The organism is Pseudomonas sp. GM79 (genome assembly GCF_000282495.1).
Classification (GTDB): Bacteria; Pseudomonadota; Gammaproteobacteria; order Pseudomonadales; family Pseudomonadaceae; genus Aquipseudomonas.
This window is the reverse complement of sequence record NZ_AKJE01000116.1, coordinates 34951-51938: the sequence shown is the minus strand read 5'-3', so window position 1 is coordinate 51938 and position 16988 is coordinate 34951. Positions and strand designations below refer to the sequence as shown.

The following is a 16988-nucleotide window of genomic DNA, read 5'->3' as shown; positions in this document are numbered from 1 at the left end:
CTTCGGCAGCTCCTACAGGGGCGCGCAAAACCTTGTGGGAGCGGGCTTGCTCGCGAATGCGCCGGGCCAGTCAACATCAGTGTCGGATGACAAACCGCATTCGCGAGCAAGCCCGCTCCCACAGGGGATCCTGGCTGCTTCAAGGATTGTGTTCGGCATGCCATTTCTCGCCATGTCGTAAACGCACCTTTGCGTGGCGTCCATAGGCATTTGACCTGTCTGCGCCGGTCATACCATCGCTTCCAAAGGGCACTGCCGTAACGCCAGTGCCTTACCGAGACGAATGGCGCATAGATGCCGCTGGGAGAGACGCGATGTTCAGCAAGCAAGACCAGATCAAAGGTTACGACGATGCACTGCTGGCGGCGATGAATGCCGAGGAGCAACGCCAGGAAGATCACATCGAGCTGATCGCGTCCGAGAACTACACCAGCAAGCGCGTGATGGAAGCGCAAGGCAGCGGCCTGACCAACAAATACGCTGAAGGCTATCCGGGCAAGCGCTACTACGGTGGCTGCGAGCACGTCGACAAGGTCGAAGCCTTGGCCATCGAGCGCGCCAAGCAATTGTTTGGTGCCGACTATGCCAACGTTCAGCCGCACTCCGGCTCTTCGGCCAACAGCGCCGTGTACCTGGCCCTGCTGCAAGCCGGCGACACCATCCTGGGCATGAGCCTGGCCCACGGCGGCCACCTGACTCACGGCGCCAAAGTGTCGTCCTCGGGCAAGCTGTACAACGCCGTGCAGTACGGCATCGACACCAAGACCGGCCTGATCGATTACGACGAAGTCGAGCGCCTGGCCGTCGAGTGCAAGCCGAAGATGATCGTCGCCGGCTTCTCTGCCTACTCCAAGACCCTGGACTTCCCACGCTTCCGTCAGATCGCCGACAAGGTCGGTGCGCTGCTGTTCGTCGACATGGCCCACGTGGCCGGTCTGGTCGCTGCCGGCCTGTACCCCAACCCTCTGCCTTACGCCGACGTGGTCACCACCACCACCCACAAGACCCTGCGCGGTCCGCGTGGTGGCCTGATCCTGGCCAAGGCCAACGAAGAAATCGAGAAGAAGCTCAACGCTGCCGTGTTCCCCGGCGCTCAGGGCGGCCCGCTGATGCACGTCATCGCCGGTAAAGCCGTGTGCTTCAAGGAAGCGCTGGAGCCTGGCTTCAAGGCTTACCAGCAACAAGTGATCGACAACGCCCAGGCCATGGCCGGCGTATTTATCAAACGCGGCTACGATGTAGTGTCCGGCGGTACCGATAACCACCTGTTCCTGGTCAGCCTGATTCGTCAGGGCCTCACCGGTAAAGAGGCGGACGCAGCACTCGGTCGCGCCCACATCACCGTGAACAAGAACGCTGTCCCGAATGATCCACAGTCGCCGTTCGTGACCTCCGGCCTGCGTATCGGCACCCCGGCGGTGACCACTCGCGGCTTCAAGGTTACCCAGTGCGTTGAACTGGCCGGCTGGATCTGCGACATCCTCGACAACCTCGGCGACGCCGATGTCGAGGCCAATGTTGCGCAGCAAGTGGCAGCCCTGTGCGCGGACTTCCCGGTTTATCGCTGAGCGCGGTTTTGGAGTAAATGACTATGCAACGCTATTCGGGCTTCGGCCTCTTCAAACACTCCCTCAGCCATCATGAAAACTGGCAGAAGATGTGGCGCACGCCGACCCCGAAAAAGGTCTATGACGTGGTCATCGTCGGCGGTGGCGGGCATGGTCTGGCGACCGCCTACTACCTGGCCAAGGAACACGGCATCACCAACGTGGCCGTGGTCGAGAAAGGCTGGCTGGGCGGCGGTAACACCGCGCGCAACACCACCATCGTTCGCTCCAACTACCTGTGGGACGAGTCGGCGCACCTGTACGAACACGCGATGAAATTGTGGGAAGGCCTGTCCCAGGACCTGAACTACAACGTGATGTTCTCCCAGCGTGGCGTTTACAACCTGTGCCACACGCTTCAAGACATTCGTGATTCCGAGCGTCGGGTCAGCGCCAACCGCCTCAATGGCGTGGACGGCGAACTGCTCGATGCCAAACAGGTAGCCGACGAGATTCCGTACCTCGACTGCTCCAAGAACACTCGCTACCCGGTGATGGGCGCAACCGTCCAGCGTCGCGGCGGCGTGGCCCGTCACGATGCCGTGGCGTGGGGCTTTGCCCGTGCCGCCGACGCCTTGGGCGTGGACCTGATTCAACAAACCGAAGTGATCGGTTTCCGCAAGGAAAACGGCGTGTGCATCGGTGTTGAAACCAACAAGGGCTTCATCGGCGCCAAGCGCGTCGGTGTGGTCACTGCCGGTAACTCCGGGCACATGGCCAAACTCGCCGGTTTCCGTCTGCCGATCGAGTCGCACCCGCTGCAAGCGCTGGTGTCCGAGCCGATCAAGCCGATTATCGACAGCGTGATCATGTCCAACGCCGTACACGGTTACATCAGCCAGTCCGACAAGGGCGACCTGGTGATCGGCGCCGGTATCGACGGCTACAACGGCTACGGCCAGCGTGGTTCGTACCCGGTGATCGAGCACACCATCCAGGCCATCGTCGAGATGTTCCCGGTGCTGTCGCGCGTACGCATGAACCGTCAGTGGGGCGGCATCGTCGACACCACGCCGGACGCATGCCCGATCATCTCGAAAACCCCGGTACCTAACATGTTCTTCAACTGCGGTTGGGGCACCGGTGGCTTCAAGGCAACACCTGGCTCAGGCAACGTGTTTGCCGCGAGTCTGGCCAAGGGTGAAATGCACCCATTGGCTGCACCTTTCTCCATCGACCGTTTCCATAGCGGTGCGTTGATCGACGAACACGGCGCTGCAGCAGTCGCCCACTAACAGGAGAAATCCCTATGTTGCATATCTTCTGTCCTCACTGTGGCGAACTGCGCTCCGAAGAGGAATTCCATGCATCCGGCCAGGCGCACATCCCGCGTCCACTGGACCCGAACAGCTGCACCGACGAGGAGTGGGGCGACTACATGTTCTTCCGCGACAACCCTCGCGGTCTGCACCACGAACTGTGGGATCACGTCGCCGGTTGCCGTCAGTACTTCAACGTCACCCGTGACACCGTGACCTACGAGATTCTCGAAACCTACAAGATCGGCACCAAGCCGCAGTTCACCGACAAGACCGACAGCCCGAAAGCGGCCGCCACGGCTCTGGGAGAGAAGGTATGAGCCAGATCAATCGCCTGTCCAACGGCGGACGCATCGACCGCAACAAAGTGCTGAGCTTCACCTTCAACGGCCAGGTCTACAAAGGCTTTGAAGGCGACTCCCTGGCTGCAGCCCTGCTGGCCAACGGTGTCGACATCATCGGCCGCAGCTTCAAGTACTCGCGTCCGCGCGGCATCTTCGCCGCCGGTGCCGAAGAGCCGAACGCTGTGCTGCAGATCGGTGCGACCGAAGCCACGCAGATCCCGAACGTACGCGCCACGCAACAAGCGCTGTATCAAGGCCTGGTCGCCACCAGCACCAACGGCTGGCCAAGCGTGAACAACGACATGATGGGGATTCTCGGCAAGGTCGGCGGCAAGCTGATGCCGCCGGGCTTCTACTACAAAACCTTCATGTACCCGCAATCGTTCTGGATGACCTACGAGAAGTACATTCGTAAGGCTGCCGGCCTTGGCCGCTCGCCGACCGAGAACGATCCGGACACCTACGACTACATGAACCAGCACTGCGACGTACTGATCGTCGGCGCTGGCCCTGCGGGTCTGGCGGCTGCGCTGGCGGCTGCCCGTAGCGGTGCGCGTGTGATTCTGGCCGATGAGCAGGAAGAGTTCGGCGGCAGCCTGCTCGATTCCCGCGAAAGCCTCGACGGCAAGCCTGCCACCGAATGGGTCGCCAGCGTCATCGCCGAGCTGAAAAACACCCCGGACGTGCTGCTGTTGCCGCGCGCCACGGTCAACGGTTACCACGACCATAACTTCCTGACCATTCACGAGCGCCTCACCGATCACCTCGGTGACCGTGCCCCGATTGGCCAGGTGCGTCAGCGCATCCACCGGGTTCGCGCCAAGCGTGTAGTGCTGGCGACCGGTACTCACGAACGTCCACTGGTTTACGGCAACAACGACGTGCCGGGCAACATGCTCGCTGGTGCTGTGTCGACTTATGTTCGTCGTTACGGCGTAGCTCCGGGCAAAAAACTGGTGCTGTCGACCAACAACGACCACGCCTACCGCGTAGCGCTGGATTGGCTCGATGCCAGCCTGCAAGTGGTCGCGATCGCCGACGCCCGCAGCAACCCGCGTGGTGCACTGGTGGAAGAGGCACGCGCCAAAGGCATCCGCATCCTGACCGGCAGCGCCGTGATCGAGGCCCGTGGCAGCAAGCACGTCACTGCCGCTCGCGTTGCCGCGATTGACGTAAAAGCACACACCGTGACCAGCCCGGGCGAGTGGCTCGAATGCGACCTGGTCGCCAGTTCCGGCGGTTATAGCCCGGTGGTTCACCTGGCGTCGCACTTGGGCGGCAAGCCGATCTGGCGAGAAGATATCCTTGGTTTCGTACCGGGTGAAGCACCGCAGAAACGCGTGTGCGTGGGTGGCATCAACGGTGTTTACGGTCTCGGCGATTCGCTGGTCGATGGTTTTGAAGGTGGTGCTCGCGCCGCCAGCGAAGCCGGTTTCGGCAAGGTCGAAGGCGTACTGCCCAAAGCCCTGAGCCGTCTGGAAGAGCCAACTTTGGCGCTGTTCCAGGTGCCGCACGAAAAAGCCACTGCCCGTGCGCCGAAGCAATTCGTCGACCTGCAGAACGACGTCACCGCTGCCGCCATCGAACTGGCGACCCGCGAAGGCTTCGAGTCGGTCGAGCACGTCAAACGCTACACCGCGCTGGGTTTTGGTACTGACCAGGGCAAGCTCGGCAACGTCAACGGTCTGGCCATCGCCGCCCGTTCGCTGAACGTGACCATCCCGCAGATGGGCACCACCATGTTCCGCCCGAACTACACGCCGGTGACTTTCGGCGCCGTGGCCGGCCGTCACTGTGGGCACATCTTCGAGCCGGTGCGTTTCACCGCACTGCATCACTGGCACGTGAAGAACGGTGCCGAATTCGAAGACGTCGGTCAGTGGAAACGTCCTTGGTACTTCCCGAAAAACGGTGAAGACCTGCACGCCGCGGTAAAACGCGAATGCAAAGCCGTGCGCGACAGCGTCGGTCTGCTGGACGCTTCGACCCTGGGCAAGATCGACATCCAGGGCCCGGATTCGCGCGAGTTCCTCAACCGCATCTACACCAACGCCTGGACCAAACTCGACGTGGGCAAGGCCCGTTACGGCCTGATGTGTAAAGAAGACGGCATGGTGTTCGACGACGGCGTGACTGCATGCCTGGCCGACAACCATTTCGTGATGACCACCACCACCGGCGGCGCTGCACGCGTGCTGCAATGGCTGGAAATCTACCACCAGACCGAATGGCCAGAGCTGAAGGTGTACTTCACTTCCGTGACGGATCACTGGGCGACCATGACCCTGTCGGGGCCGAACAGCCGCAAGCTGCTCAGCGAAGTCACCGACATCGACTTGAGCAACGAAGCCTTCCCGTTCATGACCTGGAAAGAAGGTCTGGTCGGTGGTGTGCCGGCGCGGGTGTTCCGGATTTCGTTTACCGGGGAGCTGTCGTACGAAGTCAACGTGCAGGCCGACTACGCCATGGGCGTGCTGGAAAAAATCGTCGAGGCCGGCAAGCAGTACAACCTGACCCCGTACGGCACCGAAACCATGCACGTTCTGCGGGCAGAGAAGGGCTTCATCATCGTCGGTCAGGACACTGACAGCTCGATGACCCCGGACGACCTGAACATGGGCTGGTGTGTCGGTCGCACCAAACCGTTCTCGTGGATCGGCTGGCGTGGCATGAACCGCGAAGACTGCGTGCGTGATCAGCGCAAACAATTGGTCGGTCTGAAGCCGATCGATCCGACCAAGTGGCTGCCGGAAGGGGCGCAACTGGTGTTCAACACCAAGCAAACCATCCCGATGACCATGGTCGGTCACGTGACTTCCAGTTACCTGCACAACTCCCTGGGCTATTCGTTTGCCATGGGTGTGGTCAAGGGCGGCTTGAAGCGCATGGGTGAGCGGGTGTTCGCACCGCTGGCCGACGGCAGCGTGATCGAGGCGGAAATCGTTTCTTCGGTGTTCTTCGATCCGAAAGGCGATCGCCAGAACGTTTAATGGCCTCGGGGCCTGTGGGCGGGCAGTTGCACCGAGTCGTCTGATTCGCGAGCAAGCCCGCTCCCACAGGGGGACGCGGTCGAATGTGGGAGCGGGCTTGCTCGCGAAGGCGGCGGCACAGCCACCACAAGGGCCGGAACCAACAGAATTCAAGACAGGTGCTTTATGACCGCAGCCAATGTTTACCAACAACGCCCAACCACCGGGGCCAAGGCCGAGTCGTCGCTGCATCATGCCGACCTCGCCAGCCTGGTGGGCAAGGGTCGCAAGAACGCCGGCGTGATCGTGCGTGAGAAAAAACTCCTCGGTCACCTGACCATCCGTGGCGATGGTCACGATGCCGCGTTCGCCGCCGGCGTGCACAAGGCCCTCGGCCTGGAACTGCCAGCCGCACTGACCGTGGTGATCAAAGGCGAAACCAGCTTGCAATGGATGGGGCCGGATGAATGGCTGCTGATCGTGCCGACCGGTGAAGAATTCGCTGCCGAGAAAAAACTCCGTGAAGCACTGGGCGACCTGCACATCCAGATCGTCAACGTCAGCGGCGGCCAGCAGATCCTCGAACTCAGCGGCCCGAACGTACGCCAGGTGCTGATGAAATCCACCAGCTATGACGTGCACCCCAACAGCTTCCCAGTGGGCAAGGCTGTCGGCACGGTGTTCGCCAAGTCGCAATTGATGATCCGCCACACCGCCGAAGACACCTGGGAACTGCTGATTCGTCGCAGCTTCTCGGATTACTGGTGGTTGTGGTTGCAGGATGCGGCGGCTGAGTACGGGCTTAGCGTCCAGGCGTAACACAGCGTTGTGGTCATGACTGCTTTTGTGGCGAGGGAGCTTGCTCCCGCTCGGCTGCGAAGCAGTCGTGAAACCTGAATCCGCGTTCCTTCTGAAGGAATGCGGTTGCTGATTTTGGGGTCGCTTCGCAACCCAGCGGGAGCAAGCTCCCTCGCCACAGGTCTTCGCAGTCGCGTAGGTATTTTCGAACAGGAGTCACCGCACTATGAGCCGCGCACCAGACACATGGATTCTGACCGCCGATTGCCCTAGCGTCCTCGGCACCGTGGATGCGGTGACCCGCTTTCTGTTCGAGCAGGGCTGCTACGTCACCGAACACCATTCCTTCGATGACCGGCTCTCGGGCCGTTTCTTCATTCGCGTGGAATTCCGTCAGCCCGACGGCTTCGACGAACAAGCCTTTCGCGCAGGTCTGGCGGAACGTGGTGACGCCTTCGGGATGGTCTTCGAACTGACCCCGCCGCATCACCGGCCGAAAGTGGTGATCATGGTGTCCAAGGCCGATCACTGCCTCAATGACTTGCTCTATCGTCAGCGCATCGGCCAGTTGTCGATGGACGTGGTCGCCGTGGTTTCCAACCACCCGGACCTCAAGCCGTTGGCCGACTGGCATCAGATTCCGTACTACCACTTTCCCCTGGACCCGAACGACAAGCCGTCCCAGGAGCGTCAGGTCTGGCAGGTGGTCGAAGAGTCTGGCGCCGAGTTGGTGATTCTTGCGCGCTACATGCAGGTTCTGTCGCCAGAGCTGTGCCGCAAACTCGACGGCAAGGCGATCAACATTCATCACTCCCTGCTGCCGGGTTTCAAGGGTGCCAAGCCCTATCACCAGGCCTACAACAAGGGCGTGAAACTGGTCGGCGCCACGGCGCATTACATCAACAACGACCTGGACGAAGGCCCGATCATCGCCCAGGGCGTGGAGGCTGTGGATCATAGTCATTACCCGGAAGATTTGATCGCCAAGGGGCGGGATATCGAAGGGCTGACCCTGGCCCGGGCGGTTGGTTATCACATTGAACGACGGGTGTTTTTGAACGCCAATCGCACGGTCGTTCTTTAGATCGCCTTCGCGGGCAAGCCCGCTCCCACATTGGATTTGTGCCGTTCACAAATTCTGCTTACGCACACGATCAAGGGTGGGAGCGGGCTTGCTCGCGAAGAGGCCCTGACAAACAACGCAAAAAGACACAGGCAATAACCCGAGCAATCAACGCGCCGCCGATCCATGGCGACGCGACCGCTACATAAAAACAACAGCGAGGTGAAAGCATGTCTGGTAATCGTGGTGTGGTGTATCTCGGCGCTGGCAAGGTCGAAGTACAGAAAATCGACTATCCCAAAATGCAGGACCCGCGCGGCAGGAAGATCGAGCACGGCGTCATCCTGCGCGTAGTGTCCACCAACATCTGTGGTTCCGATCAGCACATGGTGCGCGGGCGTACCACCGCTCAGACCGGTCTGGTGCTGGGCCACGAGATCACGGGTGAAGTGATCGAGAAGGGCAGCGGTGTCGAAAACCTGCAGATCGGCGACTTGGTGTCGGTTCCTTTCAACGTTGCCTGTGGCCGTTGCCGTTCGTGCAAAGAGCAACATACTGGCGTCTGCCTGAGCGTTAACCCGGCGCGTCCGGGCGGTGCCTATGGTTACGTCGACATGGGTGACTGGACCGGTGGCCAAGCCGAATACGCGTTTGTGCCGTATGCCGACTTCAACCTGCTGAAACTTCCAGATCGCGACCGGGCCATGGAAAAAATCCGTGACCTGACCTGTCTCTCCGACATCCTGCCCACTGGTTACCACGGCGCAGTGACTGCCGGCGTTGGCCCTGGCAGCACCGTGTACATCGCCGGCGCCGGCCCGGTTGGCCTGGCAGCTGCCGCTTCCGCTCGTCTGCTGGGGGCTGCGGTGGTGATCATCGGTGACGTCAACCCGATCCGCCTGGCCCATGCCAAGGCTCAGGGTTTCGAAATCGCCGACCTGTCGACAGACACCCCACTGCACGAACAAATCGCTGCACTGTTGGGCGAACCGGAAGTGGACTGCGCCGTCGATGCCGTAGGCTTCGAAGCTCGCGGTCACGGCCATGCCGGCGTGAAGCACGAGGCTCCGGCCACCGTGCTCAACTCGCTGATGGGCGTGGTTCGCGTGGCGGGCAAAATCGGTATCCCTGGCCTGTACGTGACCGAAGATCCAGGTGCTGTGGATGCGGCCGCGAAAATGGGCAGCCTGAGCATTCGCTTCGGCCTGGGCTGGGCCAAATCCCACAGCTTCCACACCGGCCAGACGCCAGTGATGAAGTACAACCGCCAACTGATGCAGGCGATCATGTGGGACCGCATCAAGATTGCTGACATCGTGGGTGTTGAAGTCATCAGCCTGGATGACGCGCCACGTGGTTATGGCGAGTTCGATGCGGGCGTGCCGAAGAAGTTTGTGATCGATCCGCACAAGATGTTCAGCGCGGCGTAAGGCTGGGAGCAAGACGGGAAAAGGGCGACAGTGATGTCGCCCTTTTTTATGGAGCATCGCAGCCTGCGCTTTCAGGTTCTGCCGGGTTGTTCACAGGCCTGTTTGGCGGGAGCAGGCGTGCCATTCATCGTATGGATTCGGGGTTCCACGACTGGGGGGGAACATGCCAGCAGATGCCCGGTCAAATCGGCAGTTTTGCTGCCCTGCCGGGTGGTTCTCATGGCACAAGAGGATGTCTGGATGAACGTTTCACGCGGTTTTGCGCTGGCATCGCTCATGGCTGTTGCTTCGTTGACGACGCTGGCCGCGAGCCCGGCCTTTGCACAGTTCAGCCTCAGCGATGCGGCCAATGCGGTTACGGCGATGCAGGGTAACGAGGACGATGAGAGCGACGAGAGCGACGAGAGCGAAGATGCCGTGGCGGCGCTACCCAAGGCTGCCGGTTTGCTCACTTCCCTGGGGTCTCAGCTCAATGTCACGCCGGAACAGGCCCTGGGTGGTGCCGGTGCGATGCTGGGGTTGGCCAGGAACCAACTCAGCGGCCAGGACTTCACCGAACTGAGCAAGAATGTGCCGGGCCTCGATCAGATCGCCGGCAACAGTGCCCTCAGTGGCTTGAGCGGGCTGGGTGGGCTGGGCGGGCTGCTCGGCGGTGGTGTCGACAAGAACCCTTTGCTCAATGGTTTGCTGGGTAACGTCAAGGACACCAAGGACCTGAACAACGCGTTCAGTGCCCTGGGCATGGACACCGGCATGATCGGCCTGTTTGCCCCGGTGATTCTGCAATACCTCGGTCAGCAAGGCGTCGCCGGTTCGCTGCTGCAAAACCTTGGCGGAATCTGGGGCACCGGCATCGGCACCGGCATAGGTAGCTGAGTCAGCCCTCGGCGCGCAGGGCCTTGATGCGCCGGTCCTTCTCGATCCAGAGCTGGTTCACCCAGTTCTGGACGTGTTCGCGAAACGCCGGATCGTTTTCGTAATCGCCTTGCCACAGCGCCGGGTCCAGTTCGCGCGTCTGGATATCGATGATGATCCTGGGCACGTTGCCGCTGATCAAATCCCAGAACCCCGGAATCTTCTGCTGCGGGTACACCACTGTCACATCGAGAACGGCATCCAGCTGCTCGCCCATCGCCGCCAACACGAAAGCCACGCCGCCAGCCTTGGGCTTGAGCAGGTGGGTGAAGGGTGACTGCTGCTGGGCGCTTTTCGTTGTGGTGTATCGAGTGCCTTCCAGATAATTGACCACTGTCACCGGTTGGCGCTTGTACAACTCGCAGGCTTGTTTGGTTATCTCCAGGTCCTTGCCAGCCAGCTCCGGGTTCTTCGCCAGAAACGCCTTGGTGTAGCGCTTCATGAACGGATAGTCCAACGCCCACCAGGCCAGGCCCAGGAACGGCACCCAGATCAGTTCTTTCTTGAGGAAGAATTTGAAGAACGGCGTGCGCCGGTTAAGCGTCTGGATCAGCGCCGGGATGTCGACCCAGGATTGATGGTTACCGATCACCAGATATGAGGTGTCGCGGCGCAAATCATCACCACCGCGGATGTCCCATCGGGTGGGGATGCACAGACGAAAGATCAGCTTGTCGATCTCGGCCCAGGTTTCGGCAATCCACATCACCGCCGCCGAAGCGTAATCGCGAAAACGCCCGGGCAGGATCAGTTTGAGCAATGCGAACACCATCAAAGGCCCGAACAGGACCAAGGTGTTGAGCAATAGCAGCAGGGTAACGAAACAGCCGGTGAGCAGGCGGCGCATAAGTCACTCTTGAAAGCGTTTGGGCGCGCCATGATAAGCAGCTTCAGGCGACAGGCCAAATCGGTGGTGACGAATGTTTCACGTTTGCGGCGGTATGTTGGGCTGACATAGCGATCGTTCCCACGCTCCGCGTGGGAATGCAGCCCGGGACGCTCCGCGTCCCCAAAGCGTGACGCAGAGCGTCACATGAGGCATTCCCACGCGGAGCATGGGAACGATCATCCACACAGCGGTCTAAAATCCCGCTGCCCACTCTTCAAGGAACCCCCCTACGTGAAATCTCTCCTTGCACTGCTTTCCCTCGTGGCCCTGCCGGTCCTGGCTGCTGAGCCAACCCTGTACGGGCGTTACGAATACATCGCGCTGCCGGAAATCGGCGGCGAAGTCCTCAAGGCCAAAATGGACACCGGCGCCCTGACCGCGTCGCTGTCGGCCAAAGACATCGAAACCTTCACCCGCGACGGCGATGAGTGGGTGCGTTTTCGCCTCGCCACCAAAGGCGCGAGCAACAAGGTCTACGAACACAAGGTCGCGCGGATCAGCAAGATCAAGACTCGCTCCGAAGAAGACGACGATGACAAAGAAGCGATCGAACCCACCAAACGGCCAGTGGTTGATCTGGAACTGTGCCTGGGCAACGTCAAGCGTACTGTCGAGGTTAACCTGACCGACCGCAGCAGCTTCAATTACCCGCTGTTGATCGGCGCCAAAGCACTGCGTGAATTCGGTGCGGCGGTGAACCCGGCACGGCGTTTCACGGCAGACAAACCCGACTGCTGATTGACGGCGAATCAGCCTTGGGGCACCGTTCGCCCACCTAACTAACGGGCTCGGACGCCATGCCTCATATCCTGATTGTCGAAGACGAAGCGGCGATTGCCGACACCCTGATTTTCGCCTTGCAGGGCGAGGGCTTTACCACCACGTGGTTGAGCCTTGGCGCAGCGGCGCTCGAGCATCAGCGCGCCACGCCGGCTGACTTGATCATTCTCGACATCGGCCTGCCTGATATCAGCGGCTTTGAGACCTGCAAGCAATTGCGGCGTTTCAGCGAAGTGCCGGTGATGTTCCTCAGCGCCCGTGATGCAGAGATCGACCGCGTGGTGGGTCTGGAGATCGGCGCCGACGACTACGTGGTCAAACCGTTCAGCCCCCGGGAAGTGGCGGCGCGGGTCCGGGCGATTCTCAAGCGCATGGCGCTACGACCGGTGGCGGAGGTGGCTTCAGCACTGTTTCGCATCGACAGCGAAAGAGTGCAGATCAGCTATCGCAGTCAGCCCCTGAGCCTGACTCGCCATGAGTTTCGTTTGCTGCAATGCCTGCTGGAACAACCCGAGCGAGTCTTTAGCCGCGAGCAATTGCTCGATGCACTGGGCGTGTCCGCCGACGCCGGCTATGAGCGCAGCATCGACAGCCACATCAAGAGCGTGCGCGCCAAATTGCGCCAGGTGAAGGCCGACGCCGAGCCGATCCAAACTCATCGCGGCCTCGGTTACAGCTACAGCCCGGGGCACAGCTGATGCCACTGGGGATCCGGATTTTTCTGGTCTACGTGCTGTTCATCGGCCTGACCGGCTACTTCGTGCTCAACACCGTGATGGAAGAAATCCGCCCCGGCGTGCGTCAGTCCACCGAAGAAACCCTGGTGGACACGGCCAACCTGATGGCCGAGATCCTGCGCGATGACTTCAAGGCCGGCACCCTCAGCCAGAACCGCTGGCCTGAGTTGCTCAAGGCTTATGGCGAACGGCAGCCGAAGGCGAATATCTGGGGAATGCCGAAGAATCAGGTCAACCACCGTATTTACGTGACCGATGCCAAGGGCATCGTGGTGCTGGATTCCAGCGGCATCGCGGTAGGCCAGGACTACTCGCGCTGGAACGACGTCTACCTGACCCTGCGCGGGGAGTACGGCGCGCGTTCGACGCGCAGCAACCCGGATGATTCGAATTCGTCGGTGATGCATGTCGGGGCACCGATTCGCGACAACGGCCAGATCATCGGCGTGGTGACGGTGGCCAAACCCAACAGCTCGCTGCAGCCTTACGTTGATCGCACCGAGCGGCGATTGCTGATTTATGGCGCCGCGCTGATTGGCCTCGGTTTGCTGTTCGGTGCGCTGTTGTCGTGGTGGCTGAGCGCGGCGCTGCGGCGGTTGACGGCGTATGCCCAGGCCGTCAGCGAAGGTCGTCGGGTCGAGGTGCCGCATTATCGTGGCGGCGAGCTGGAACAACTGGCCACGGCGCTGGAGCAGATGCGCACGCAGCTCGAAGGCAAAGCCTACGTCGAGCGTTATGTACACACCCTGACCCATGAATTGAAAAGCCCGCTGGCGGCGATCCGTGGTGCTGCGGAGTTGCTGCAAGGCCAGATGCCGCTGGCTCAGCAGCAGCGTTTCGTCAGCAACATCGACAGCGAAAGTGCGCGCATGCAGCAGTTGATCGAACGGCTGTTGAACCTGGCGCAGGTGGAACAGCGCCAAGGGCTGGAAGAGCGGGTGGCGGTGCCGTTGGCGGGTTTGGTGGATGAGCTATTGAGCGCGCAGGCTGCGCGAATCGAAGGCAAGCAGTTGTGTGTGGAACAGCAGATTGCAGCGGATCTGAATCTGCTCGGCGAGCCGTTTCTGTTGCGCCAGGCGCTGGGTAATCTGCTGGAGAATGCCTTGGACTTCACCTCGCCTCATGGCGTGCTGCGCTTGCGCGCCGAGCGAGTCGGTGAGCAGATTGAGTTCAGGCTGTTCAACCAGGCCGAGGCGATTCCTGACTATGCATTGCCGCGCTTGAGCGAGCGTTTTTACTCGCTGCCGCGTCCGGACAGTGGGCGTAAGAGTACCGGGTTGGGGCTTAACTTCGTTGAAGAAGTGGTCAAACTGCACAACGGCCAACTGTGGGTAGGCAACGTTGCTGGCGGTGTAGAGGCCAAGTTGCATTTGCCTGAGGCGACTCGTCATTGACTCAAGGAGCTACCCAGCCAGGCACTGATTTTCGGGCCTTGTTTCTATGCACGAACTTGAGTGCCGGCTGCTCGATGAACAACCATGAAAGTGTTGCCAGGCCGATGACAATAAAAGTCGTGACAACAATGGACGGTACAAAGGCCAGTGGGGTTTTATTGATGACCAGTTGTTGTACGGGAAAGGCATACAGATAGATGCCATACGAGATATCAAACCGGCCTCTGATGGTTTTATCTACGTACAACAGGCCCAGGCTGATGGTTGCCAGACTAACCCCTAGAGTGGCGGTGACCCACACCGACGAAGTTCCCAAGGAAACTACTATCAGTAGGATGGAGGCGGCCAGTACGATTGCTTTTGTGCGAGGGCTGTTGAAGTGATGTTGATGAAAGGCGACCAATGATCCCGAGAAAAACGCTATGCCCGCGGCGCAGTAGACCAGAAATTTCTGCGCCAGTGCGCCCGTGATGTAGTTGCTCAGGACAAGGGTTGCGAGGCCAAACAGCAGTAACAAAGCCAGAGGCATCAAGGGGCTGCGATACAAAGTCAGTACCACCGCCAGCAGAATGTAAAAAACGAACTCGATCTTTAACGTCCACAGGCTTCCGTTAAAGGATTCGCTGAAGATGAAGTCGCTGGTTACTTCATCAATGGAGGCACGTCCAAAGGCTGAAATGCGCAGAAAGTCGACCAAAGCCTCTTTTCCCAAGACATAGTCGCTGGCAAAGAACGCTCCGGCCACGTAGGTCATCAAAAATGAGCAAGCGATAAGCGCCGGAAAGATTCGAGCGACACGCTTTGCCAGGTAGTCTTGAAAGCTAGCGGCGTTCAAATAACTGAGGGTGATCAACAACCCGGAAATAGCGAAGAAGCAAATGACCGCTATACCGCCCAACGAGTTGTAACCAGTTATCCCCGGCTCGCTCATGCCCGACAGCACAAAGTGATGGCTGACCAGGACCATGAGGGCAGCGAGGTGTCTGATCAGGTCAAATGAGTTGTTTCGCAAAGAGGCGCTCCTTGTCTGGCCTCCTCTATATCAAACAAAGGGGCGAAAATCTGAACTGTAGCTGGCAGTAAAATGTATCCGGAATGGGTGCAGATACCCGCAGGGGGCCTGAAGGTAGCGCAATGTGCCAAGACCCAAAAGGCTTTTACAGGTATTTACACACAATCCCCACAGATCCTCCACGAAACCCCCACACAACTGACCCAGACTTTCCCCATCCAAACAGGGAGAGTCCCATGAACCGTAGCCTGACCCTAAAACTGGGGGCGATTGCCCTTTTGATTCTATTGCTGCTGATCCCGTTGCTGATGATCAACGGCGTGATCCAGGAGCGGCAACAACTGCGCGACGGTGTGCTCGAAGACATCGCCCGCAGTTCCAGTTACAGCCAGCAACTGAGCGGCCCGCTGATGGTGGTGCCCTATCGCAAAACGGTGCGCACCTGGAAAACCAACGAAAAAACCAACCAGCGTTACCAGGACGTTCGCGAGGAACGCGGCCGTTTGTATTTCCTGCCGGAGCGCTTCGAACTGGACGGCCAGGTCCAGACCGAACTGCGCGCCCGGGGTATCTACGAGGCTCGGCTGTTTCATGCCGACAACCGCATCAGCGGGCATTTCTCGGTCCCGGCGCAACTGGGTATCAAGGAGGACTTCGCCGATTACCGGTTTGACCAACCGTTCCTGGCCGTCGGCATCAGCGACATTCGCGGCATCGAGAATGCGCTGAAGCTCGAACTCAATGGCCAGAGCCTGGACTTTGTACCGGGTAGTCAGGTGGGGTGGTTGGGCGAGGGGGTACATGTGACGTTGCCGGCGCTGGACACCAAACAGGCCACGGAACTGGCATTCGGTTTCAGCTTGCGTCTGCAAGGCACCGGCCAGTTGCAGGTTCTTCCGGTGGGCAAGACCAGCAAGGTTTCACTGGCCGCCAATTGGCCGCATCCCAGCTTCATCGGTAACTACCTACCGGCCCAGCGTGAAATCACCGATCAGGGTTTCACCGCCCATTGGCAGACCTCGTTTTTCTCCACCAACCTGCAAGAGGCGTTGAACAGTTGTGTGTCTGGCGGCCAGTGCGAGGGATTCAGCGGTCGCAGCTTCGGCGTGAGTTTCATCGACCCGGTGGACCAGTACCTGAAAAGTGACCGGGCAATCAAATACGCGTTGCTGTTCATCGTCCTGACCTTCGCTGGTTTCTTCCTCTTCGAAGTGCTGAAAAGCCTGGCGGTACACCCGGTGCAATACGCGCTGGTGGGCGTGGCGCTGGCGTTCTTCTACCTGTTATTGCTGTCGCTGTCCGAACACATCGGCTTTGCCCTGGCGTATCTGCTGTCGGCGAGTGGTTGTGTGTTGTTGATCGGGTTCTATGTCTGCCATGTGCTGCGCAGCGTGCGTCACGGCTTGAGTTTTTCGGCGGGGTTGGCGGCGTTGTATGGCTTGCTCTATGGCTTGCTGAGTGCCGAGGATTACGCGCTGTTGATGGGCTCGTTGCTGTTGTTCGGGCTGCTGGGCGTGTTCATGGTGCTGACCCGCAAGCTGGACTGGTACGGGATCGGGCAGAAACCGGCCAAGCCGCTGGCGTTTGATATTGGAGCCGTGGAATGAGCCGGTCGTTGGGGTTGCGCGAAGATCAGCGGGTAGGCGAGGTGTTGGCGACGCGGATTACCGGGTTGTTTCCGTTAGATCCGGTGTGGTGCATTCGCGAGCAAGCCCGCTCCCACATTGGCTCTGTGTTGTTACAAATATGGAATGAACAACACAAATCCCCTGTGGGAGCGGGCTTGCTCGC

The 16988-nt window shown here is 60.0% G+C and carries 14 protein-coding genes and 1 pseudogene; 13 read left to right on the top strand and 2 right to left on the bottom strand.

All coding sequences use genetic code 11. The features are described from left to right. The 9 genes and pseudogenes from PMI36_RS32200 to PMI36_RS00735 form a co-directional block, all read left to right on the top strand. Positions 1 to 181: pseudogene (locus PMI36_RS32200) on the top strand (hypothetical protein); the annotation flags it as partial. Positions 182 to 314: 133 nt separating this feature from the next. Continuing rightward, the gene (gene glyA, locus PMI36_RS00700) at positions 315 to 1568 is read left to right on the top strand and encodes a serine hydroxymethyltransferase (protein ID WP_008076466.1); all 1254 of its coding nucleotides are present in this window, start codon (positions 315 to 317) and stop codon (positions 1566 to 1568) included. A gap of 23 nt (positions 1569 to 1591) precedes the next feature. Next, the gene (locus PMI36_RS00705; RefSeq protein WP_007907561.1) at positions 1592 to 2842 is read left to right on the top strand and encodes a sarcosine oxidase subunit beta; all 1251 of its coding nucleotides are present in this window, start codon (positions 1592 to 1594) and stop codon (positions 2840 to 2842) included. A 14-nt stretch (positions 2843 to 2856) separates the two neighbouring features. Further along, positions 2857 to 3186, top strand: a complete 330-nt coding sequence (locus PMI36_RS00710; RefSeq protein WP_007907563.1) for a sarcosine oxidase subunit delta — start codon at positions 2857 to 2859, stop codon at positions 3184 to 3186. After that, on the top strand, positions 3183 to 6200 hold the full coding sequence (locus PMI36_RS00715; protein WP_008076463.1) for a sarcosine oxidase subunit alpha: 3018 nt from the start codon (positions 3183 to 3185) through the stop codon (positions 6198 to 6200). Before PMI36_RS00710 ends, PMI36_RS00715 begins: the two co-directional genes overlap by 4 nt. 165 nt (positions 6201 to 6365) lie before the next feature. Beyond that, a complete protein-coding gene (locus PMI36_RS00720; RefSeq protein WP_007907568.1) occupies positions 6366 to 6998 on the top strand; it encodes a sarcosine oxidase subunit gamma in 633 nt (210 codons plus the stop codon). 205 nt (positions 6999 to 7203) lie between these two features. After that, positions 7204 to 8061 (top strand): formyltetrahydrofolate deformylase, encoded by an 858-nt coding sequence (purU, locus tag PMI36_RS00725; RefSeq protein WP_007907570.1) that lies wholly within the window; start codon positions 7204 to 7206, stop codon positions 8059 to 8061. 209 nt (positions 8062 to 8270) lie between these two features. Next, positions 8271 to 9470 (top strand): formaldehyde dehydrogenase, glutathione-independent, encoded by a 1200-nt coding sequence (fdhA, locus tag PMI36_RS00730; RefSeq protein WP_007907573.1) that lies wholly within the window; start codon positions 8271 to 8273, stop codon positions 9468 to 9470. A 240-nt stretch (positions 9471 to 9710) separates the two neighbouring features. Beyond that, the gene (locus tag PMI36_RS00735) at positions 9711 to 10346 is read left to right on the top strand and encodes a DUF2780 domain-containing protein (RefSeq protein WP_008076460.1); all 636 of its coding nucleotides are present in this window, start codon (positions 9711 to 9713) and stop codon (positions 10344 to 10346) included. A gap of 1 nt (position 10347) precedes the next feature. Here the strand turns inward: PMI36_RS00735 and PMI36_RS00740 are convergent, their stop codons facing one another. Beyond that, the gene (locus PMI36_RS00740; RefSeq protein ID WP_008076458.1) at positions 10348 to 11232 is read right to left on the bottom strand and encodes an acyltransferase; all 885 of its coding nucleotides are present in this window, start codon (positions 11230 to 11232) and stop codon (positions 10348 to 10350) included. A 273-nt stretch (positions 11233 to 11505) separates the two neighbouring features. Here PMI36_RS00740 and rloA2 point away from each other — a divergent pair, with 273 nt between their 5' ends. From rloA2 to creC, 3 genes are read left to right on the top strand one after another with little or no spacing between them, the layout of a single operon-like run. Then, positions 11506 to 12012 (top strand): retropepsin-like aspartic peptidase RloA2, encoded by a 507-nt coding sequence (gene rloA2, locus PMI36_RS00745; protein ID WP_007904116.1) that lies wholly within the window; start codon positions 11506 to 11508, stop codon positions 12010 to 12012. Between the two features lie 59 nt (positions 12013 to 12071). Continuing rightward, on the top strand, positions 12072 to 12752 hold the full coding sequence (gene creB / locus PMI36_RS00750; RefSeq protein WP_008076455.1) for a two-component system response regulator CreB: 681 nt from the start codon (positions 12072 to 12074) through the stop codon (positions 12750 to 12752). Further along, on the top strand, positions 12752 to 14185 hold the full coding sequence (creC, locus tag PMI36_RS00755; RefSeq protein WP_008076454.1) for a two-component system sensor histidine kinase CreC: 1434 nt from the start codon (positions 12752 to 12754) through the stop codon (positions 14183 to 14185). Before creB ends, creC begins: the two co-directional genes overlap by 1 nt. A gap of 1 nt (position 14186) precedes the next feature. On the opposite strand, the gene PMI36_RS00760 is transcribed toward creC, so the two are convergent. Further along, the gene (locus PMI36_RS00760; RefSeq protein WP_008076451.1) at positions 14187 to 15197 is read right to left on the bottom strand and encodes an acyltransferase family protein; all 1011 of its coding nucleotides are present in this window, start codon (positions 15195 to 15197) and stop codon (positions 14187 to 14189) included. Positions 15198 to 15433: 236 nt separating this feature from the next. Between PMI36_RS00760 and creD the strand changes: the two genes are divergently transcribed. Continuing rightward, positions 15434 to 16804, top strand: coding sequence for a cell envelope integrity protein CreD (gene creD / locus PMI36_RS00765; RefSeq protein ID WP_008076449.1), 1371 nt, complete (start codon positions 15434 to 15436; stop codon positions 16802 to 16804). Positions 16805 to 16988 lie beyond the last annotated feature (184 nt).